Source organism: uncultured Cocleimonas sp., assembly GCF_947495625.1.
Lineage (GTDB): Bacteria > Pseudomonadota > Gammaproteobacteria > Thiotrichales > Thiotrichaceae > Cocleimonas.
Window position 1 is genome coordinate 116,897 of sequence record NZ_CANLZW010000007.1, and the last position, 21,259, is coordinate 138,155.

Annotated in this window: 18 protein-coding genes; 14 read left to right on the forward strand and 4 right to left on the reverse strand. The window is 38.0% G+C overall.

Annotated elements, in window-relative coordinates:
* Positions 1 to 12 precede the first annotated feature (12 nt).
* The 10 genes from rimM to tilS all read left to right on the forward strand — a co-directional run bounded on the left by rimM (position 13) and on the right by tilS (position 9,526).
* A complete protein-coding gene (rimM, locus tag Q1A31_RS05835; protein WP_299873695.1) occupies positions 13 to 540 on the forward strand; it encodes a ribosome maturation factor RimM in 528 nt (175 codons plus the stop codon).
* Positions 541 to 546: 6 nt separating this feature from the next.
* Positions 547 to 1,290, forward strand: coding sequence for a tRNA (guanosine(37)-N1)-methyltransferase TrmD (gene trmD / locus Q1A31_RS05840; RefSeq protein ID WP_299873698.1), 744 nt, complete (start codon positions 547 to 549; stop codon positions 1,288 to 1,290).
* 23 nt (positions 1,291 to 1,313) lie between these two features.
* Positions 1,314 to 1,658: a 50S ribosomal protein L19 gene (gene rplS / locus Q1A31_RS05845; RefSeq protein WP_299873701.1), complete on the forward strand. Its 345-nt coding sequence runs from the start codon at positions 1,314 to 1,316 to the stop codon at positions 1,656 to 1,658.
* A gap of 269 nt (positions 1,659 to 1,927) precedes the next feature.
* Positions 1,928 to 3,694 (forward strand): EAL domain-containing protein, encoded by a 1,767-nt coding sequence (locus tag Q1A31_RS05850; RefSeq protein ID WP_299873705.1) that lies wholly within the window; start codon positions 1,928 to 1,930, stop codon positions 3,692 to 3,694.
* Between the two features lie 124 nt (positions 3,695 to 3,818).
* Entirely contained in the window at positions 3,819 to 4,622 is an 804-nt protein-coding gene (locus Q1A31_RS05855; RefSeq protein WP_299873707.1) for a VacJ family lipoprotein, read from the forward strand.
* 23 nt (positions 4,623 to 4,645) lie between these two features.
* Complete coding sequence (mpl, locus tag Q1A31_RS05860) at positions 4,646 to 6,082, forward strand: UDP-N-acetylmuramate:L-alanyl-gamma-D-glutamyl-meso-diaminopimelate ligase (protein ID WP_299873710.1); 1,437 nt, start codon at positions 4,646 to 4,648, stop codon at positions 6,080 to 6,082.
* On the forward strand, positions 6,082 to 6,687 hold the full coding sequence (locus Q1A31_RS05865; RefSeq protein ID WP_299873713.1) for a flavin prenyltransferase UbiX: 606 nt from the start codon (positions 6,082 to 6,084) through the stop codon (positions 6,685 to 6,687). The genes mpl and Q1A31_RS05865 overlap by 1 nt, the downstream gene beginning before the upstream one ends.
* Before the next feature lie 106 nt (positions 6,688 to 6,793).
* Entirely contained in the window at positions 6,794 to 7,159 is a 366-nt protein-coding gene (gene trxA, locus Q1A31_RS05870; RefSeq protein WP_299873716.1) for a thioredoxin, read from the forward strand.
* A 24-nt stretch (positions 7,160 to 7,183) separates the two neighbouring features.
* Positions 7,184 to 8,137, forward strand: coding sequence for an acetyl-CoA carboxylase carboxyl transferase subunit alpha (accA, locus tag Q1A31_RS05875; protein ID WP_299873718.1), 954 nt, complete (start codon positions 7,184 to 7,186; stop codon positions 8,135 to 8,137).
* Positions 8,138 to 8,263: 126 nt separating this feature from the next.
* Positions 8,264 to 9,526 (forward strand): tRNA lysidine(34) synthetase TilS, encoded by a 1,263-nt coding sequence (gene tilS, locus Q1A31_RS05880; protein WP_299873719.1) that lies wholly within the window; start codon positions 8,264 to 8,266, stop codon positions 9,524 to 9,526.
* Positions 9,527 to 9,792: 266 nt separating this feature from the next.
* Here the strand turns inward: tilS and Q1A31_RS05885 are convergent, their stop codons facing one another.
* On the reverse strand, positions 9,793 to 12,159 hold the full coding sequence (locus tag Q1A31_RS05885) for an EAL domain-containing protein (protein ID WP_299873721.1): 2,367 nt from the start codon (positions 12,157 to 12,159) through the stop codon (positions 9,793 to 9,795).
* A gap of 141 nt (positions 12,160 to 12,300) precedes the next feature.
* Here Q1A31_RS05885 and Q1A31_RS05890 point away from each other — a divergent pair, with 141 nt between their 5' ends.
* The gene (locus Q1A31_RS05890) at positions 12,301 to 12,846 is read left to right on the forward strand and encodes a lecithin retinol acyltransferase family protein (protein ID WP_299873722.1); all 546 of its coding nucleotides are present in this window, start codon (positions 12,301 to 12,303) and stop codon (positions 12,844 to 12,846) included.
* A gap of 130 nt (positions 12,847 to 12,976) precedes the next feature.
* Here Q1A31_RS05890 and Q1A31_RS05895 read toward each other — a convergent pair whose 3' ends face one another.
* Complete coding sequence (locus tag Q1A31_RS05895; RefSeq protein WP_299873724.1) at positions 12,977 to 13,474, reverse strand: peptidylprolyl isomerase; 498 nt, start codon at positions 13,472 to 13,474, stop codon at positions 12,977 to 12,979.
* Positions 13,475 to 13,589: 115 nt separating this feature from the next.
* On the opposite strand from Q1A31_RS05895, the gene waaA reads away from it, so the two are divergent.
* Complete coding sequence (waaA, locus tag Q1A31_RS05900) at positions 13,590 to 14,879, forward strand: lipid IV(A) 3-deoxy-D-manno-octulosonic acid transferase (protein ID WP_299873725.1); 1,290 nt, start codon at positions 13,590 to 13,592, stop codon at positions 14,877 to 14,879.
* Positions 14,880 to 14,909: 30 nt separating this feature from the next.
* Here waaA and Q1A31_RS05905 read toward each other — a convergent pair whose 3' ends face one another.
* On the reverse strand, positions 14,910 to 16,217 hold the full coding sequence (locus Q1A31_RS05905; protein ID WP_299873728.1) for a PilT/PilU family type 4a pilus ATPase: 1,308 nt from the start codon (positions 16,215 to 16,217) through the stop codon (positions 14,910 to 14,912).
* 347 nt (positions 16,218 to 16,564) lie between these two features.
* On the reverse strand, positions 16,565 to 16,984 hold the full coding sequence (locus tag Q1A31_RS05910; RefSeq protein ID WP_299873730.1) for a secondary thiamine-phosphate synthase enzyme YjbQ: 420 nt from the start codon (positions 16,982 to 16,984) through the stop codon (positions 16,565 to 16,567).
* Between the two features lie 450 nt (positions 16,985 to 17,434).
* Here Q1A31_RS05910 and gspD point away from each other — a divergent pair, with 450 nt between their 5' ends.
* Positions 17,435 to 19,675 carry a type II secretion system secretin GspD gene (gene gspD, locus Q1A31_RS05915; RefSeq protein WP_299873731.1) on the forward strand — a complete coding sequence of 747 codons (2,241 nt, stop codon included), beginning with the start codon at positions 17,435 to 17,437 and terminating at the stop codon, positions 19,673 to 19,675.
* Positions 19,676 to 19,687: 12 nt separating this feature from the next.
* The gene (gspE, locus tag Q1A31_RS05920; RefSeq protein WP_299873733.1) at positions 19,688 to 21,250 is read left to right on the forward strand and encodes a type II secretion system ATPase GspE; all 1,563 of its coding nucleotides are present in this window, start codon (positions 19,688 to 19,690) and stop codon (positions 21,248 to 21,250) included.
* Positions 21,251 to 21,259: the final 9 nt, after the last annotated feature.

The following is a 21,259-nucleotide window of genomic DNA, read 5'->3' on the forward strand; positions in this document are numbered from 1 at the left end:
TGATTCGGCTGTATGAGCCAATCTAACGATTACATCATTCTGGGAGAAATCTCCGGAGTACATGGAATAAAAGGATGGGTTAAGGTTTTCTCTCATACTTCTCCTCGTGAACAAATCACTGAATACAAAGAGTGGTTTATCAAGAGAAGAGGGGATGATTGGAAGCCAATAAAGGTTGTCGATGGTAAAAAGCAGGGTAAGAATATTATCGCTTTGCTTGAAAATACTCACTATCGCGATCAGGCTGAAGCATTTGTAGGTTCTGAAATTGCTATCCATAAGGATCAGTTGAAAGAACTCGCTGAAGGTCAATACTACTGGAGGGACTTAATTGGTCTTTCTGTAGAGACAAAAGAAGGTGAAAAGCTAGGAATAATTGACTGGCTTTTCGATACTGGCAGTAACGATGTTTTAATTGTTAAAGATACTGACGGTACAGAGATCAAAGAGCGTATGCTGCCTTATATTATGGGTGATGTTATACAGTCGATTGATCTTGAAAAGTCCTTGATGATTGTTGATTGGGATCCAGAGTTTTAGGTTCTCATGCGTTTTGATGTGATTACATTGATGCCTGAAATGGTTGAAGCTGTTATAGAGTTTGGTGTAACAGGTAGGGCAAAAAAACGTGATTTGATTGAGTTGCACTGTTGGAACCCTCGGGATCAAACAGAAGATGTTCATCGAACGGTTGATGATCGTCCTTATGGCGGTGGACCAGGAATGGTCATGAAAGCGGATTGTTTATTGAAGACAATTCGTGAAGTTAAGAAACAAGCTCCTGAAAAGACAAAAGTAATTTACTTAAGTCCTCAGGGTAAGCCGTTAGAACAATCAATGTTGCTAGATACTTCGGTTAATGAGCAATCTCTGATTTTGTTATGTGGCCGATATGAAGGTGTTGATGAGCGCGTAATTGAATTAGAAGTCGACGAAGAATGGTCTATTGGTGATTATGTTTTAAGTGGTGGTGAGCTTGGAGCAATGGTAGTAATAGACGGTATTACTCGCTTACTACCATCAGTATTAGGTCATAATGAGTCAGCAGAGCAAGACTCATTTAGTGATGATTTGTTAGATCATGGTCATTACACTAGGCCAGAGGTTGTTGAAGATTTAGAAGTGCCGGCAGTTTTGAAGAGTGGTGATCATAAAGCGATTGCTAGTTGGCGAAGAAAACAGGCGTTAGGAAGAACATTTCAAAAACGTCCTGATTTATTAGAAAACAGATCATTAAGTGATGAAGATCAGAAATTACTTGATGAATATTTGAAATATTTTAAGAAATAACACATAGGTTTAGAGGTATAAACATGAGTACGATTATTCAGGCAATTGAAGCCGCGCAAATGAGCAAAGAAGTTCCTGATTTCAATCCTGGGGATACTGTTGTAGTTTCAGTTAAAGTTGTTGAAGGAGAGCGCGAACGTATTCAGGCTTTCGAAGGCGTTGTTATTGCAATTAGAAATCGTGGTTTAAACTCTGCGTTTACAGTTCGTAAGATTTCTTACGGTGAAGGCGTTGAGCGTGTTTTCCAGACTTACAGTCACACTATTGCTGGTATTGAAGTTAAGCGTAAAGGTGCTGTACGTCGTGCAAAGCTTTATTACTTACGTGGTCTTACTGGTAAAGCTGCAAGAATCAAAGAAAAAGTATAATTTTTACTTTTTACAGAAAGCCGCCTTTTTATCAGGCGGCTTTTTTATGTCTATTGATTTATTTTATAGAATTGAAGTAGATCAAACGATTCAGGGCTCAACTTAAGCTTAGATTCATTTAGGTTGTGTAAAAATATTAGCAATAATAATAAATTGAGATTACTAGTCTCTAATAAGACATATAATAATTCGTGCCTAATACTGAAATAAATATTCTTTCCATAGTGATAATCAGCTTGATGTTGATAATCATCGCTATGGGTCTTTATATGTTTTACTACTATAAGAAACATAAAACTCAATTCGAAGAATCATCGGAAAATTGTCAGGAAGATGCATATAAATTACTTCCTGAGCCCATCGTAATACTCAATCTTGATAACAAAATAATATATCTGAATCCAGAAGCCGAGAATATGCTTAGTTGCAAGCTCAGGCGTGTTATGGGGCGTGATTATAGTGAGATCTTTACCTTACTCAATGCTAATACTGGCAGAGTTTTACAAGGTGTATTAGGTGGTGATACCTCACTGTTAAGGGAACGCATGACGCGAGATTGTTTATTACAAACAACGATGAATCAGACAGTATCTATTGAATTAAATCTTATTCCATTGAGACGTTACGGTGATCAGGAGCAAGATCATATATTACTTGTTCTAGATAATATTACAGAACGAAAAGCGCTTGAGTCTAAACTATCAAACCTTGAAACATACGATGGTTTGACGCGAATGTTAAATCGTAAATCATTTGATGCTGAAGTTAAGCAACTTATAGATAACGCGCATAAGCACAGTTCGAAACATGTATTGGCCTATTTCTCAATTGATCAATTTCAAGTGATCAACGATACGATTGGTTATGCCAGTGGTGATAACCTTATTACCTGCATGGGTGAGCAAATCAAGAATCATTTGTATACTCAGTTAGATATCGTCGGAAGAGTAGGAGCTAATGAGTTTGCAGTGGTTTTCTGTGAGCGCAAGTTGGCTTCAGCGATTAAAACTATTCAAGAAATTTTAAGCGATGTCTCTGAATACAAATTCATGTCACGTGGTCAGCAATACTCAATTACTATGAGTTGTGGTTTTGTGGTTGTGGATCAAACAACGACTTCTTCAACCAGAGCGATTTCTGAAGCCAATACGGCGTGTAATCTAGCAAATAAGCGCGGTGGTAATCGTCTATCTGCTTATAAGCCAGAAGATTCAGAAATCCAGAAAATGGAAGGTAATCTTGAGTGGGTAATGATTCTCAAGAAAGCACTTCAGGAAAATCGTTTCCGCATGCACGCGCAACCTATTCATCCATTGAAGGAGAGCGAATTTAAGAAACCTTTCTATCATTATGAGTTATTGATTCGACTGTCTGATGAGAAAGGAAATCCAATAGCGCCTGATGAGTTTATATCTGCTGCTGAATATTATTCGATGATGCCTGAATTAGATAAATGGGTTATTAGAAATGTATTAAAGCAAATCAGTACATTGCCTGAGCAAAGCCCACTTCCTGTTTTTGCGATTAACTTATCTGGTCAGAGTCTAAATGATCCACATTTTCTTGATTTTGTTGCTAAGGAAATTAAAAGTTCTGGGGTAGATCCACAGATGTTGTGTTTCGAGATTACGGAACAGGTTGCTGTTGAGGATTTAACATTAATTAATTCATTAATGGCATCTTTGAAAGCATTGGGTTGTAAGTTCTCATTAGATGACTTTGGAACGGGTGTCAGTTCTTACGGTTACTTAAGATCTCTAGATGTTGATTATTTGAAAATTGATGGTAGTTTCGTTAAAAATATCGCTAATGATGAAGTTGCAAAAACGATGGTGCAGTCAATTAATCAGGTTGGTCATACGATGAATCTTAAAGTCATAGCTGAGTATGTAGAGAATGAGCAAATCATTCATCTGCTAAGAGAAATGGGCGTAGATTATGGTCAGGGATATGAAATTGCACGACCAGGGCCTTTGGAAATCGTCATTAGAAACCATATGTTAGATAGTCATGTGGACGAAAAAGTAGCGAATTAAAAGCTTAAGTTTCTAATATAATAATACATTAATACAAAATTTACATATAATCCCCTCAATATATAATTACGAATTCATTATCTAAATTTTTTATAATGAATTTTATCTCTTAAGGAAGAGAATAATGGGATTAAAAACTAACAAAATTACTCAAAACGTTTTTTTGAGTTTGACATTACTAATGTCTTTAACGGCATGTAGTCAAAATAAAACACAAGCTAATGGAGTAGAATCCTCAAGTGCAGGTGTAACTTCTGATGCGAATAATTCATCTAATATAGACTCTTTCGAAAAATTCAATCGCAGTATTTACTCATTCAATGTAGGTTTGGATAAACATTTCTTAAAACCAGTTGCAAAGGGTTATAAGGTTGTCACTCCAGACTTCGTAGATACTAGTGTCACAAATTTCTTTTCAAATTTGGGTGATGTAGGTAACGCAATTAATAATCTATTACAGTTCAAAGTCAGTGATGCCATTAATGATACTGAGCGGTTTGTATTTAATTCAACGTTTGGTTTTGCTGGTTTGCTAGATGTCGCTTCTGCGGCAGGTTTGGAGAAGCATAATGAGGATTTTGGGCAGACTCTTGCACGTTGGGGTGTAGGTTCTGGTCCTTATGTAATGTTACCATTCTTCGGTCCATCGACTATTCGTGATGCTGGTGCAAAATTTACTGTGGATAGAGTTACCGATTTAACCAATTACTCAGATGAAAGCTTGTATTATATGGCTCTTGAGTTAATTGATAAAAGAGCAGATCTACTCAATGAAGAAAGAGCATTTGAGAACATATCTAATGATCAATATATTGCCATCAGAGATGCCTGGTTGCAGCGCCGAGACTATCTAATTACAGATGGTAAATCGTCTAAAAATTCAGCCTCAGATCTCATTGATCGATTGGAAAGCTTAGATGATCTTTAAAGTATACAAGGCTTAAACGTAATATGAGTATTCATATTTTAGGTATATGCGGTACCTTCATGGGTGGTATTGCTTTATTGGCAAGAGAATCGGGTGTAACTGTCAGTGGCTCTGATGAAAATGTTTATCCGCCGATGAGTACGATGCTTGAGTCCCAGGGAATCAAGTTAGATCAAGGTTTTAAGCCTGAACATCTGGCTCAGATAGAAGCCGAGATAGAATCCAGTTTAGAAACTGGTGAGCAAAGCCAGATTGTCGTCGGAAATGTGATGAGTAGAGGAAAAGAAGTGGTTGAGTATGTGCTCAATCAAAACTTACCTTATACCTCAGGCCCGCAATGGCTTTATGAAAATATTCTTAAGGATCGTTGGGTTTTAGCAGTTTCTGGCACTCACGGTAAAACCACAACAGCGAGTATCCTAGCCTGGATATTGGAATATGCTGGCTTGAGCCCAGGATTTTTAATTGGCGGTGTGCCTGAGAATTTTGGTGTTTCAGCGAGATTAGGGGGAGATTCTCCATTTTTTGTTGTAGAGGCCGATGAGTACGATACTGCATTCTTTGATAAGCGTTCTAAATTTGTTCATTACCACCCTCGTACTTTAGTGATAAATAATCTGGAATATGATCATGCAGATATATTCCCTGATTTAAATGCAATCAAGACTCAATTTCATCATCTGATTAGAATGGTTCCACAGAACGGTTTGATCGTATTAAATGATGAAGAAGAAAACATCAGTGATGTTTTAGAGCAAGGCTGCTGGACACCACAAGAAATATTCTCAGCTTCTGCTGAAAGCTTAAGTGAAATGAATGATGGAGCAGTTAAAGGTTGGACAGCTGAGTACATAAATTCAGATGGTAGTGAATTTAAAGTGCTTTTTGATAGTAAGGAACAAGGCATTGTAAATTGGTCATTACTAGGTAAGCATAATGTGGCAAATGCTTTAGCCGCTATCGCCGCGTCAAGACATGCAGGAGTTCCGGCTAAATTTGCTATTGAGGCATTGTCCGAGTTTAAAGGCATAAAACGACGCATGGAGCTTCGTGGAGAAGTTAATGGTGTTCGGGTTTATGATGATTTTGCTCACCACCCGACTGCCATCGAAACTACCTTAAAGGGCTTAAGGCAGAATGTTTCTAACAAAAAAATCATCGCCATTCTTGAACCTCGATCTAATACTATGCAATTAGGTGTACATAAACTAACCTTAGCAAATTCCCTAGAGGAAGCTGATCAGGTGGTTTTATTTCAACCTGAAAATGTTGACTGGAATATGCATGACGTCATTGATGCTTTGGGTGATAAAGCGAGCTTGCACAGTGATATTGACCAGTTGATACAGTCAATAATGCCAAGCGTTCAAAGTGGAGATCATATTCTTGTAATGAGTAATGGCGGATTTGGTGGTATTCACGAAAAGCTTTTACTTGAGCTGGAAAATCTAAAAAAATAATGCCGACCCAATCCATTACATTGATTATGACTGGCGCCTCAGGTGCTCAGTATGGCTTACGTTTGCTAGAAGAGTTGGTAAAAGCAAAAAAAACCATAACATTGTTAATATCAAGGCCAGCTCAAATTGTTATTAATACTGAAACTGAGATAAAAATACCCTCAAGAGCTGCGGATATTGAAGTGTTTTTTAGCGAGCTATATGGAGCTGAACCAGAGCAATTAAAAGTGTATGAGCGCGAACAGTGGATGGCTCCAGTTGCTAGTGGTAGCGGTGTTACAGACGCTACGGTGGTCTGTCCATGTACCACGGGAACTTTGTCAGCTATAGCAATTGGAAGCAGTAATAATCTATTGGAGCGAGCGGTTGACGTTGCACTTAAAGAGCGCAGAAAACTTATATTGGTAGTACGTGAAACCCCATTCTCCGATATTCATTTAGAAAATATGCTAAAACTCTCAAGAATGGGGGTAGTGATCATGCCTGCAAACCCTGGTTTTTATCATAAACCTGAGTCTCTGGATGATATTATCAATTTTATGGTTGCCAGAATTCTTGAGCACCTTGAAATTCCTCACGAAATATTACCTGTCTGGGGATCATAATAATTTTTAAATTAAAATGTAGTGAAAGTTACGGCAACTTGCTATTCCTTGCGCTAAACCTTATATTCCCCAGCATATTAATTAATTACTTAAATAGGAGCGCATAGTGGCGACCATCGATATAACAGCTGAGACTTTTGAAGAAACTATAGAGAAGAACGATATAGTTATTGTCGACTTTTGGGCAGAGTGGTGTGGTCCTTGTAAATCTTTTTCTCCTATCTACGAAGAAGTATCAAATAAGCACGAAGGCATCGTATTCGGTAAGATTGATACTGAGTCTCAGCAAGAGTTAGCTGGGCATTTTCAGATCCGTTCGATCCCAACATTGATGATTTTCCGTGAGCAAGTAGTATTGTTCTCTCAGCCAGGCATGTTAAATGCAGAACAATTGGAAGATGTTATCGGTAAAGTGAAAGAAGTTGATATGAAAAAAGTCCACGAAGAAATCGCAAGCCAAGATCAAAAGTAATAGCAACATCTAGAAAGTATACATATGAACCCAGATTTTCTTGACTTCGAGCAGCCAATTGCTGAATTAGAAGCTAAAATAGACGAATTGCGCTACGTGAGTAGCTCTGATGTAAACCTAGGCGATGAAGTTGAACGTCTGGAAGAGAAGGCGAATACTCTCACCAAGTCTATTTTTTCAAAGCTTACCTCAAAGCAAATTGGCCAGTTAGCCAGACATCCTAAGCGTCCTTATACATTTGATATTATTGATCGCATATTCACCGACTTCCAGCAATTACATGGTGATAGGGCCTATGGTGATGATAAAGCGATTATAGGTGGAATGGCCCGTTTTGAAGGGAATCCGATTATGGTCATCGGTCATCAAAAGGGTCGCGATACTAAAGAAAATATCAAACGTAATTTTGGTATGCCTCGCCCAGAAGGCTACCGCAAAGCATTGCGTTTAATGAAAATGGCTGAAAAATTTCATTTGCCCGTTTTAACTTTCGTTGATACACCAGGTGCATACCCTGGGATAGGAGCGGAAGAGCGTGGCCAAAGTGAAGCTATTGCCAGAAATCTGTTTGAAATGTCTAAATTAAGAACACCGATTGTATCCACTATTATGGGTGAAGGTGGTTCTGGTGGGGCTTTGGCTATAGCTGTTGCTGATCGTGTCATGATGATGCAATACAGTACTTATTCGGTCATTTCTCCGGAAGGTTGTGCATCTATTTTGTGGAAAGATGCGGCAAAAGCACCAGAAGCTGCCGAAGCACTAGGTATAACGGCTGATAAATTGAGTAAGCTGAAGCTTATAGACCGAATTATTGCTGAGCCTTTAGGTGGTGCACATCGCGATTATGATGCGGTTGCAGTTAGTATCCGTGAAGCATTAGAAGCAAGTTTAAGAGAGTTGCGTGCATTAAGTACGGATCAGCTTCTTGAAAAACGCTATCAGAAGCTTATGAGCTTTGGTCAGTTTGATTCTTGAGTATCGCTGATATAACTGTTTATTAAGGATTCTTTCAATCACCTAATAGTTCTTAAACTAATTTTGAATCTATTTCGATATATTTAGATAGATTGAGGGGCTACACTTAGTATCCGCAATTAAGTAATGATAAATGTTAGTGAAGTCTATCAACATCTAAGAGTACATGCCCCAGATAACAAACTAGTTATTGCTTACAGTGGCGGTTTGGATTCTCACGTTTTACTTCATCTGTTCTCACAAATCCCACTTGCTCAAAATGTCGTCAGAGCGATTCATGTTAATCACGGTTTGCAGACAAGCTCATTGAGCTGGTCTCAACATTGTGAAGATACGTGTATAGCATTGGGTATCCCATTTGAAGTGATTTCACTGAATCTGGAAATACCCAAAGGTCAAAGCATTGAAGAAGTGGCGCGTACAGAGCGTTATAAAGCTCTTCATCAAACCTTAAAAGAAGACGAATCTCTACTTACCGCACATCACCAGAATGACCAGACAGAAACCTTTCTGCTGAATTTGTTTCGTGGCGCGGGTGTTGATGGTTTGGCTTCAATGCCTATCTCAAGACTGTTTGGACCCAAAGATTCAGAGCGTCAGCTATTGAGACCATTACTTTCATATAATAGAGAATCGTTAGAGAAATACGCCAAGCAACATCAGTTAAATGTTGTTGAAGATCCAAGTAATCTCGATCAGGCATTCGATCGTAATTACTTACGACAACGAATACTTCCAGAGCTTCGACTGCGCTGGCCAGGTATAGATAAATCTATTTCTCGTTCTGCTTCAATTCAATCAGAAACGAAAGAAATTTTAAATGAAGTCGCGGAGAATGCATTTAAGCAGGTTTATGACTATAGTAAAAATGCTCTATCCACAGCCAAATTAAAGCGATTAAGCAAAGCTAAACAGAAATTAGTATTACGTTTTTGGATTGCGGATAGTGGCTTTTCTTATCCTTCTGAGAAAAAGCTCCAACATTTATTTTCTAATGTTATTGAAGCGAATCAAGGTACTCAACCTTTGTTGGAATGGCAGGGTACCCAGCTAAGACGTTTTCAAGATGATCTCTATATTTCGGAGCCATTACTGGACCATGATTCAAATCTAAAATTTGACTGGGATGTCAGCTCGGCTTTAACAATCGACTCTTTAAATCTAGTTATTCATCCTGAAGAGCTATCTGAAGAACAACGTGAACAAGCATCTAAGGTAACAGTTAAATTTAGACAAGGTGGAGAGAAAATTAGAATAGCCAACAGAGGAAATTTAAGTTTAAAGAATATTTTTCAGGAAGAGGGTGTCCCACCCTGGATGCGTGATCGTATGCCGTTAGTCTATATCGATGATGAATTGGTCAAAGTAATAGGCTTAAATCTTAAGTAAATACATATAGCTAAACAATTAGCTAAACAACTAGTTAAATCATATAAACAAATAGAATAAGACACCCCCCTACTTATAGAGGGTTTTTTATAAGGATGTCTTAAATAAAGCACATGGTATTGCACTCATTATTGCTACGATAGTAGCTGTATTGTTTTCCGATTCGATTGGAAGACAGCGAATGTGATTTTGACGCTTACTATGGTTGTTTACATTGCTTATCTTCTAGCAACGCCTATATACGATGCAATACCTTGAAGTTTTACTCAAGCTCTCGGTGTAAGAGTCGTAATATTATCTTCGAATAAAGGTAATGTTTTTGTATCCTTTTCCATTCTTTGATTATTGTTCCAGTTTTCTAGTAATAAGTGGAAATCTGTGGCATTTACAGGTTTTGAAAAATAATAACCCTGTCCATAATCACAGCCAGCATCAGTAAGAATACTTTTTTGAGTTTCGGTTTCTATGCCTTCTGCAATCACTTTACAGCCAAGTTTATGTGCCATCATAATAATCGCTTGAACCAAGGCAATATCATCAGAGTCTTCAGTTAAATTCTGAATAAAAGACTTATCTATTTTTAAGTAATCAATGTCGAATTTCTTAAGGTAAGAAAGTGAGGAGTATCCCGTTCCAAAATCATCTATCGCAACTTCAATATTTAGATCTTTTAATTGATGAAGGTTCTTTCTGACCGATTCACTGGTCTCCATTAATATCCCTTCGGTAATTTCAAGTACCAGATTTCTGCCAGTTAAGCCGTAGGCATGTAATTGATTAAACCAACTGGAAATATTCATGCCATTTTTACGGTATTGAAGGGGAGAGGTATTAATACTCATTTGAAAATCACTGCCATGATTTTTTACAACTTCAACGGTTTCAATGGTAGCTTCCAAAAATACCCATTCGCCAATATCGTTGATTAATCCAATTTCTTCTGCAAGTGGGATAAATATTTCAGGTGAAACAAAACCACGCGACGGATGTTTCCAGCGGATTAAAGCCTCGGCTTTAGTAATGGTGTTATCGTCTAATTTTATGATCGGCTGATAATGAAGCTCAAATTGTTGTTTTGATAATGCTAATTGTAAGTCACTGATTAGGCTGTTTTTATTATGTAAGTCAGTCTGCATGGCCTTATTGAAATAGGAAAAGCGATTTCTACCTTTTTTCTTTGAGTGGTACATCGCTTGATCGCTATTAATCACTAATTGTTCAGCATTATCTGCGTCATCTGGATATCGTGTAATACCGAGACTTGTCGTAATATTGATTTGATTCTCCTGAATTGTAAAAGGTCTGTTCAGGCTTGTCTTGATGTTATTGGCTATGTTTTCAGTTTTATCACAATCAGTGATGTGTGGCAGAATGATCATAAACTCGTCTCCGCCTAATCTTGCAATCGTGTCGCTGTCTCTTATGCAGGTTTTTATTCGAGCTGCCACTTCAATAAGTAATTTATCTCCCACTGCGTGACCTAGCGAGTCATTCACTTCTTTAAATAAATCCAGATCCAGAAAGAATAGGGTGAAGTCGGTATTACTTTTAATCTGTGTATCGAGAATACTATAAAATTTTCTGCGGTTAGCTAATCCAGTTAAGTGATCGATTTCGGATTGGGTTTTAATCTGCTCCTGACTCTTTTTTAATCTGTATTGGGAGTGTCTTAAACTTACAAGCCAGCCTAGTAATAGTAATAAGATTCCTAAAAGTATCGAGCCAACAGAGATCGCTGTTTTAATCGTTACTTGTGGCACGATGTCGATACCAAGCCAGTATTCTTTGATAGCTGCACGGTCGTGTTTAGATATTGATGCGAGTGCTTTGTTAATAGCGCTTGCAAGAACGGGCTTATTTTTGTTAATGCCTACGCTGTGATTGCTTGAATATTCAGTTTCCCCAGAAAATGAAAGATCTTGAAGCCCTAACCTTTTAATCTCATAACTTGCTGTTACAGCATTGCCTACGTAAGCATCGGCACTGCCTATACTCACTAGGCTGAGTGCCATACTCGTGTTTTTTACCTCCATCAGCTTAATATTCGGGTATTTTTTACTAATTTCCCCAGCCGCATAAGACCCTTTTTCAATGGCAACTGTTTTGCCGTTCAGTTTATCCAGTGAGCCGATATAGCCGTTTTTGATACCGTTATTGATAATGATGGTTGGATTGTGGGCAAAAACTGGCGTGAAGGTTAAAAATTTCGAGCGTTCTTTTGTTTTTACCAAAGCAGAAACAACATCAAGCTGTTCTGTTTTTGCCATTTGCATCGTTTCTCCCCAAGGAGAATCTTTGAAAATATCAAATTTTATGTTTAAACGATGTTCCAGAATTCTCATGTAGTCTGCAGAGAAGCCAACATAATTACCTTCGGCTGTGATGGATCCAAAGGGAGGGAATGCTCTATCTATACCTAACTTGATGGTCGGATTATCTTTTAAGTATTTTTGTTCTTGATCGTTTAAATTCAGGGAATAATCATCATTATAAATAACAGAATTTATATGAGTATTTACAGTCTCAGAGGTGGTCGCATTTGGCAGTAAAGGGGTGCCAAAAAAAACCAATATTAGTGTTAGAATCAACACTATAAGGGTAAATATATAAGAAATGATTGTTTTTTTTGCCATGCAATAATGGGTATGTAGTCTTATTTTTAGTTATTTATTAAGTAGAAATGACGTAATTACACCATTTTTGACTTTGTATTGTACCCAAAGAAAACCTAACGCTAACTTAACAAAACCAAAATAAACCGATATTTCAAACCTATGTACAAAGGACAGCATCTATATATCAAAAAAGCATCCGGATCATACACGCATCATGGTTTAGGCATTGGTGACGATAAAGTCATCCATTATTCCGGTTTGGCAAATGACTTATCTACACCCGGTATTATCGAAGAATTATCACTGGAAGAATTTGCGCAAAATAAAAAGATTCATATCAAGCCACATCTAGATAGAAAGTATCAAATAGACGAGTCGATTGTCCGGGCATCTTTAAGATTAGGGGAGGCCCAATATCATATTTTACATAATAATTGTGAGCACTTTGTTGAGTGGTGTATATCGGGAAGACATAAAAGTAAGCAGTCACAACGTGGAAAATTAATTTATTCAGCGGGTATAGGAGCAAGAGCACTCATCGGCGTGAAGAACCCGATTGGTTTTGTTGCAGGAGCTGCAGCAGGTTATGTTTATATTCACAGACAAGGCATGAATAAATTACCTGACTTCGAGAACTTGGAGAAAGAATTTCTCCGGCTCAATAATACTAAAAATAGTGTCATTGCTTTACCTTACGAAGACTAGTTCATCTGGAATAGCATTTATTAAATGCATATATAGATTATACAAAAAAATACACCCCCCTACTTATAGGTATAAAAACAGGCTAAAAGTAGGGGGGTGTATTTAAAAAATTAAACTGATGTATTAGCGCTTAGCCGTGATCGTGACCACATCCACCTGGCGCATGTGGATGACCATGTGCAATTTCTTCTTCAGTTGCATCGCGAATGTCTAAAACAGCAACATCAAAGTGTAAAGTTTCGCCTGCCAAAGGGTGATTCGCATCAATTTTTACCATATCGCCTTCTACATCAGCGATGGTAATGATTTGTGTTCCTTGAGCGGTCTGTGCATGAAATTGTGCGCCAGCAACCAGATTTTCGTCTTCGATACCTTCAAACATTGTGCGTGGAACAGCTTCAGTCAAGTTAGGGTCGCGTTCACCGTAAGCATCTTCAGGTGCAACAATTAAATTAAAGGTGTCGTTTACTTCTTTGTTTTCTAATGCTTTTTCTAGGCCTTTAATAATTCCGCCAGTGCCGTGCATGTACAAAAAAGGTGATTCGTTGTCAGCTTTATCTAATACTGCTCCATCATCATTTTTAAGTGTGTAAGTAAGTGAAGCAATTTTATTGTCGCTAATTTTCATGGTCGTTCCGCAGAAATTTTAAAAGGGACGGAGTCTGCCATAAATCCGTCATAATTTATAGTGTTACGTGGTATCCTTTTATTTTTTGTGAAGCACAGCTTGGGGATTTGTTTGAATGTCGTTTAGGCGCGCGCTTTATTCTGTCTTTTTATATCTAATTCTTCCGATTGTTATACTTAGATTATTATGGCGGAGTAGGTCAAATCCGGCCTATAGAAAAAGAATTTCTGAACGCCTAGGGTTTGTCTCTAACGAATCAAATTCGCCGGTAATCTGGTTACATGCGGTGTCGGTAGGGGAGTCTATTGCAGCAAAACCGTTGGTTGAATCACTGCTAGAAAAATATCCCACTTATGATGTGTTAGTGACTACAACCACCCCTACAGGTTCTGATCGAGTGCTTTCGATGTTTGGTGATCGAGTGTCTCACTTTTACTTTCCTTACGATTTACCCGATGCTGTTTCACGCTTTATTTGTACGATTAATCCTAGCTTGTTGATTGTGATGGAGACAGAAATCTGGCCAAATTTGTATGCCAAATGTCAGCAACGTTCTATTCCCATTGTTATAGCAAATGCAAGATTGTCTGAGAGGTCTACTCGATCATATTTAAAAATAAAAGGTTTAGTAAAAGAAACGCTATCTCGAGTGAACACTATCGCGGTTAGATCAAAAGCCGACTCAGAAAGATTTATAGCAATAGGTGCAAAACCAGAACAGGTTGAAATTGTAGGAAATATAAAATTCGATGTACAACTTAATCAGCAGCAAATAGAAAAGGGTAAACAACGTCAACTAGAGTGGGGCAAGGATAAGCCAGTTTGGGTTGCTGCAAGCACACACAAAGGTGAAGATGAAATAATTCTAAAGCTTCATCATGAGTTATTGGAGCTTATTCCGGATTTGCTGTTAATTATCGTGCCGAGACATCCAGAGCGTTTTGACGATGTGCACTCGCTTTGTGCCAACTTTGATACGAATAATAAAAGCTACTTGCGCCATAGCCTCCAAACGGATTATAAAAATAAAAAAGTGAGTGTCATTCTTGGTGATTCCATGGGGGAATTACAATCATGGTACACGGTAGCTAATGTTGTTTTTATCGGTGGAAGTTTAGTAAAAACAGGTGGTCATAATCCGTTAGAGGCAACTGCTTTGAATGTTCCCGTAGTGAGCGGACAATACATGTTTAACTTTGATGATATTTCAACACAGCTTATTAAAGAAGAGTTGATGATTGTCTGTGAGAATGAAAAAGAATTGAAAGATTCAGTTTATGCCTGGTTGGCAGATGACTCGTTTTTACAGCAAAAGATGGAATTTATCAGTAAGTCGGAAAAATTCATGCAGCAACACCGAGGTGTTACTGCACGTTTGGATGATATAATTTCAAAACTAGTCTGAGTCTCGAGTTAGAATTTCTAAATATCAGTTCTAGTTAGAATTGCTACTTAGAATTTCTTCCATCTTTTTCAATTCTGCTGCGTTTTTGGCATCTTCTTGCATACGTCTCGCTATTTTTTCTTCCATCAGTTCTTGCGGTGTTTTTAGTATTTTATTTTCTTCATCTAACTTAGTTTTTCCATCATCCATTTCTTCTAAGGCTAGATCACCGAAAGCTAGATCAATCGCTTCCTGTTCTTCTTCAGTGGTATCTTCATCACTCGTCATATTCGAGTAAGTGCTATCTTCTAAGTTAAGCTTAACCTGTAAGTTACTCGGCGAATCAGCATTTTTAAGTGCTTCTTCAATTGAAATAATGCCTTGTTTGTGAAGTTTGTAGATGTGGCTATCGAAGGTCTGCATGCCTAATTCTTCAGATTTTTCCATGATCTCTTTAATAGCAGATACATCACCTTTCATGATTAAGTCACGAATAGTTTGTGTGCCGATCAAAATTTCAATAGCAGCCACACGTTTTCCATCCACCGTAGGTATCAATCGTTGTGAGATAAAAGCCTGAATATTAAGACCAATATCCATTAATAACTGATTATGGCGTTCTTCAGGGAAGAAATTGATGATTCTATCAAGCGCCTGGTTCGCGTTATTTGCATGTAATGTCGAAAGACATAAGTGACCCGTTTCGGCAAATGCTAAAGCATGCTCCATGGTCTCTTCAGTACGAATCTCTCCGATTAGAATAACGTCAGGAGCTTGACGTAATGTGTTCTCTAGCGCATCTTCGTAAGTATCTGTATCAACGCCTACTTCTCTTTGGCTAACTAACGATTTTTTATGAGGATGAACGTATTCAATAGGGTCTTCTATAGTAACAATATGTCCAGCTGAATTTGAATTTCTGTGGTCTATAAGGGCTGCAAGTGACGTTGATTTACCCGAGCCTGTTCCACCAACAAAAAGAATTAAACCTCTCTTTTTCATGATTTGTTCTTTGAGAACGTCAGGAAGTCCTAAATCGTCAGCATTTGGTATATCAACTTTAATGTTACGAATAACCATTGCAAGATTTGTACGTTGCTTGAATATATTAATTCGGAATCTACCGATATCAGGCTCATCTAGCGCAAGATTCATTTCAGGCTTGTGCTCAAACTGTTCGAGTTGCTCATCATTCATGAGAAATTTAGCAATCTCATGGAGCTGCTCAGAAGTCATTCTATCTCGACTTAATGCTTTTAGTTCTCCATTAAATTTTGCAGAAGGAGGAGCATTGAACGTTAAGTAAAGATCTGAACCATCATTTTTGACAAGTATGCGAAGGTATTTTTTGAAGTCCATTTGCGGTACCCATTTATTATTAGAATTATTTTATTGATTGCTCTCGATTTTAAAAGATTAGCTTAATACAGGTAAAGTGGATTCCGACTAGCTGTTAATTAAAAATATTTTGTGAGTCACCTAACTTAGAAAAAAAGTGGCAATAATAAATTACCAAAAAGATTAGATATTATAAAAAAACCGCCTAAAAGTAGGGGGGTGTCAATTTAGTGTTATTTAATACTGAAACCAAGCTAATTCTGGATAATTGTTAGCTCATTAGATGCTTGTTACTTAATAGCACGTGAAATTTTATTTATAATCTATTTACAGATCTAGTTGAGATCAGTTAGCTTGTTAGAGTTAAATTAATTGCCTGATATCGTAACCACTAACGTTCTGGAGCCACCATGATTGCGATGCTCACATAGGTAAATACCTTGCCATACTCCAATGTTTAGATGTCCATTTGTTACAGGTATGTTTAGGCTAGAGCCTAGGATGCTTGCTTTTAAATGTGCGGGTAAATCGTCTGAGCCTTCAAGTGTGTGTTTATAATAAGGTTCATTTTCTGGAACTGCTTTGTTGTAGTAGGACTCAAAATCCTGACGCACAGTTGGGTCGGCATTTTCATTGATGGTTAATGATGCAGAAGTGTGTTTGATAAAAATATTCATCAAACCAATATCAATGTCTTTCAGTTCAAAAAGCTGCTTAAGTATTTCATCGGTAATAATATGAAATCCACGTGATCTTGGTTTTAACTGTATTTCTTTTTGTATCCACATATTTATTATAAATTCACTGTATTGGACTTACATTACAACATCGATTCGATTATTGATCTAGTTTTTCACTTAGCCTTAGCACGTCGTTTTAATTGGAGATTATTAGGTTAATTACAAAAATTGTTCATCTATCTTCATATTTCTTTCACATTATTTGTTTAGTGTAATGAAATTGAGTATCACTTTGCTTGAGCCTTACAAAATCTTCTGGTGTTTGAACTTAGAAAGATCATTGTAGTCTTTTAGTCAGGTTTTTTTGTTTTCTTGTAGAAAATCGATAGATCAAATGTCTCTGGTTATGACTCAAACACTTAGCGTATAAAGTTGATAAGTGATAGAATCGCGCGGATAAATGGTTGATTTGTATCTTGGTAGTATATTAGTCAACGAATAAAGTTAATTTATTTATAATAAAGTATTAGATTATGGGGTTTTTTGGGAGTGCGATCATTGTTTGCTAAGTTAAATACGGGGTCTTGGGGATTACTAGGTTGCAAGAAAATTGCCAGTTCAATGGTCATGGTTGCAACAGTTTCTATAGCATTATCGTCGAATGTTTATGCCGAAGAAGAATCAGCTCAGATCAATTTGCGTGATGTTGAAATTCCAACATTAATTGAAACTGTATCTAGAATTACAGGCAAAAGCTTTATTATTGATCCAAGGGTCAAGGGTAAAGTTACAGTAATAACCAGCAGTGATATCGATAAAAATGAATTGTATGAAACATTTCTATCGATTCTTCAAGTGCATGGTTTTTCTGCAGTACCAGCAGGAGAAGGTAGTAATTTAGTGAAAGTTGTTCCTTCTAATCAGGCAAAGCAACAGCCTGTGCCAGTGATTGGTGAAAAAGAAGAGCAGAGCAAAAAGAAAAGTACACGCGACGCAGATGAATTAATCACTCGCGTAATTCGTGTTGAGCATGTGCCCGCTGCGATGTTGGTGCCAATCTTACGTCCTTTGGTCCCTAGTACAGGTCAACTTCAAGCGTACGGACCAAGTAACACGATCTTGATTTCTGATAGAGCCGCAAATATTGAGCGTTTGATCAAAGTTATCAAACGTATGGATAGAGCAGATGATGAAGAGTTAGAGGTTATACCGCTAAGGTTTGCATCCGCTAAAGATCTAGCAGCTACTATTCAAAAGCTTCAGCAATCCTCTGTTAAGGGGGCCCCTACTAAAAATAAAATTTCAGCAGATGACAGAACAAACAGTCTATTAATCAGTGGCGATAAATCCTCTCGTCAGCAGGTTAGAAAAATCATTGCAAAGTTAGATACAAGTCAACCTCTGCAAGAAAAAACTAAAGTTATTTATTTGAAATACGCAAAAGCCGTGGATTTAGCTAAAGTCTTGACAGGTTTTTCTGCTATTCAGAAAACAACCAAAGCGACCACAAAAGGTGCGGCAGGTACCCAAAAAGCAGATATTGATATACAGGCTGATGAAGCATCAAATTCTTTAATAATTACCGCTGAACCTGATGTTCAAAGAAATCTGGCAAAAGTTATCAGTCGTTTAGATGTTCGTCGTGCACAAGTTATGGTTGAAGCAGTGATAGCCGAGGTATCTGCTAGTTTATCTAAGACCTTAGGCGCTAATTTAGGTTTATCTAGTACAGAAGGTATTGTTGGAGCTGCAGGAACAGTTACTGGTGTGAGTGCACTATTGAATATCTTTACTGCTGATGCTGATAATGTGGCTTCAGGTTTGGCGGGTAATGGAGGAAGGCTGGGCTTAGTAGACAATGTCGGTAGTAATAAATTCGGCTTGTTAATAGATGCTTTGTCTGGAGATGGTGCAACCAATGTACTTTCTACACCTACTGTGCTGGCATTAGATAATGAAGAAGCCAGTATTGTTATTGGTGAGGAAGTACCATTTGTTACTGGAAGCTATACGTCAACAGGGGATACCACTAATCCATCCAACCCTTTCCAGACCATAGAAAGAAAAGACATAGGTATAACCCTGAAAATCAAGCCGCAAATTAATGATGGTAGTAGTGTTCGACTGGATATAGAACAAGAAGTATCAAGTATATCAGCATCGTCTACGGGCGCTGATGATAGAATTACCAACAAACGTTCAATCGCGACAAGTGTCATGGTCGAGGATGATCAAGTGCTAGTTTTAGGTGGTTTAATGAGAGACCGCTTTACTGATTCGGTTTCAAAAGTCCCCTTCCTAGGAGATGTTCCTGTTTTAGGGAAACTATTTCGGAATACAACGACAGAAAAAACTAAAACAAATTTGATGGTATTTATTCATCCAATGATAATGCGTGATGTTTTAAGTGGCGATCACTATACCCATCAAAAGTATAACAAGCTTAAGAAAGCGCAATCATTATCAAATGTTACTAGACGAGGTATCCTTAAAGATAAGGCTACTGAATTCCCGGCTGACCTGCGTCATAACCTTGCACAAAAATTAACACCAGCTCAGAAACGGCAGATTATTATACGTGAGCAACAGCAGCGTGAACTTGAATATAAAAACAGAATTCAACAGGCTAAAATGGCTCAACAAAGGCAAGCTGCTGCCCTACAAGCTAAAAGGAGCCGGGTGCCAGCTGTAAGTCGTTCACAACCACAACCTGTAGCTCAAATGCAGATACCAGCTCGTCTCAAACAAGTAATGCCAGTGAAGAGACGCTATCAGGAAGAAGAACGTCCTAATCAATAGGCGTCAAATACTATGAATAAACTTGTCGAACTTGATAGTCTAGAGCCTGAAGTAGAAAACGAAACAAAAAAGGTCTTGGATTTTCCTTATAGCTTTGCTAAAAGAAATGGAGTCGTGCTTCAGCGTGACGTACAAGATGGAAATGGTAAACTGACTGTTTATTATAAACAGGGTTTAACTCCAGTAATTGCAAGTGAAGTTAATCGTTTTTTAAATCAAAAAGTTACCTTTAAAGAAATAGATAACGATGCTTTTGAGCATATGTTAGCGCGCCAATACGATAATAGTGGTGCTGATGGTGCAAGCGCCATGATGGAAGACTTCGGTGAAGGATTTGATTTACATGATGTCGCTGATTCTTTGCCAGAGCCAGAAGATTTATTAGAGTCTGAAGACGATGCTCCTATCATTCGTTTGATAAATGCGATCTTGACGCAAGCCGTTAAAGAAAATGCATCTGATATTCATATAGAAACCTTTGAAAATCGTATGATTGTTCGTATGCGTGTCGATGGTGTGCTTCGAGAGATTTTAGAACCACCAAGAACATTGGCAGCATTGGTCATTTCTCGAATTAAGGTAATGGCTAAACTTGATATTGCTGAAAAGCGTATCCCGCAAGATGGTCGTATCTCATTACGTGTAGCCGGTCGTGGCGTTGATGTTCGTGTTTCTACCTTACCTTCAGGGCATAATGAACGCATCGTAATGCGTTTGCTGGATAAATCAGCAGGTAGATTAAATCTAGAACATCTAGGCATGGACCCGGTAACACATGAACGATTGAAAGAACTAATCAAAAAACCTCACGGGATCATTCTGGTAACAGGTCCAACAGGTTCAGGTAAGACAACTACATTATATGCCGCTCTAACAAACCTTAATGAAACGAGCCGCAATATTTTAACGGTAGAAGACCCGATCGAGTATTACATTGATGGGATAGGGCAGACTCAAGTTAATAATAAAGTTGATATGAGTTTTGCCAGGGGACTTAGAGCAATTCTGCGTCAAGACCCTGATGTCGTCATGATTGGTGAAATTCGAGATTTAGAGACAGCAGAGATTGCAGTGCAGGCTTCATTAACAGGGCACTTGGTCTTTTCAACATTACACACGAATACAGCAGTGGGTGCCGTGACCCGTTTGCGCGATATGGGTGTGGAGCCATTTTTACTTTCCTCTAGTTTAATCGGTGTAATCGCTCAACGATTGGTTAGATTGCTCTGCGAAGAATGTCGTGAACCCTATATAGCTGATGCGGCGCAATGTGATTTGCTGCATCTCGATAGTACAAATCCACCGACACTTTTTCATCACAAAGGTTGTGCCGCGTGTAATCACTCGGGATATGTCGGCAGAAATGGTATTTATGAATTTATCGAAATTGATAATACAACCCGAAACTTGATTCATGATGGAGCAAGTGAGCAGGTTGTTGAAGAGTATGTTCACCAATATGTCCCTACAATAAGACAGGATGGTGTGAGACTAGTATTGGCTGGTAGAACTTCACTAGAAGAAGTTTTGCGCGTTACACGTGAAGATCAACCTAAAAAAAGCAATCAGGTTTAAAGTTTATAG

What these genes read in the sequence shown, in the direction of transcription:
- rimM (WP_299873695.1), top strand. Translation starts at nt 13, where the DNA reads ATGAGCCAATCTAACGATTACATCATTCTGGGAGAAATCTCCGGAGTA.
- gspE (WP_299873733.1), top strand. Translation starts at nt 19,688, where the DNA reads ATGAATAAACTTGTCGAACTTGATAGTCTAGAGCCTGAAGTAGAAAAC.
- tilS (WP_299873719.1), top strand. Translation starts at nt 8,264, where the DNA reads ATGATAAATGTTAGTGAAGTCTATCAACATCTAAGAGTACATGCCCCA.
- mpl (WP_299873710.1), top strand. Translation starts at nt 4,646, where the DNA reads ATGAGTATTCATATTTTAGGTATATGCGGTACCTTCATGGGTGGTATT.
- Q1A31_RS05850 (WP_299873705.1), top strand. Translation starts at nt 1,928, where the DNA reads ATGTTTTACTACTATAAGAAACATAAAACTCAATTCGAAGAATCATCG.
- Q1A31_RS05895 (WP_299873724.1), bottom strand. Translation starts at nt 13,474, where the DNA reads ATGAAAATTAGCGACAATAAAATTGCTTCACTTACTTACACACTTAAA.
- accA (WP_299873718.1), top strand. Translation starts at nt 7,184, where the DNA reads ATGAACCCAGATTTTCTTGACTTCGAGCAGCCAATTGCTGAATTAGAA.
- Q1A31_RS05865 (WP_299873713.1), top strand. Translation starts at nt 6,082, where the DNA reads ATGCCGACCCAATCCATTACATTGATTATGACTGGCGCCTCAGGTGCT.
- rplS (WP_299873701.1), top strand. Translation starts at nt 1,314, where the DNA reads ATGAGTACGATTATTCAGGCAATTGAAGCCGCGCAAATGAGCAAAGAA.
- Q1A31_RS05885 (WP_299873721.1), bottom strand. Translation starts at nt 12,159, where the DNA reads ATGGCAAAAAAAACAATCATTTCTTATATATTTACCCTTATAGTGTTG.
- Q1A31_RS05910 (WP_299873730.1), bottom strand. Translation starts at nt 16,984, where the DNA reads ATGTGGATACAAAAAGAAATACAGTTAAAACCAAGATCACGTGGATTT.
- Q1A31_RS05855 (WP_299873707.1), top strand. Translation starts at nt 3,819, where the DNA reads ATGGGATTAAAAACTAACAAAATTACTCAAAACGTTTTTTTGAGTTTG.
- Q1A31_RS05890 (WP_299873722.1), top strand. Translation starts at nt 12,301, where the DNA reads ATGTACAAAGGACAGCATCTATATATCAAAAAAGCATCCGGATCATAC.
- Q1A31_RS05905 (WP_299873728.1), bottom strand. Translation starts at nt 16,217, where the DNA reads ATGGACTTCAAAAAATACCTTCGCATACTTGTCAAAAATGATGGTTCA.
- trmD (WP_299873698.1), top strand. Translation starts at nt 547, where the DNA reads ATGCGTTTTGATGTGATTACATTGATGCCTGAAATGGTTGAAGCTGTT.
- waaA (WP_299873725.1), top strand. Translation starts at nt 13,590, where the DNA reads ATGTCGTTTAGGCGCGCGCTTTATTCTGTCTTTTTATATCTAATTCTT.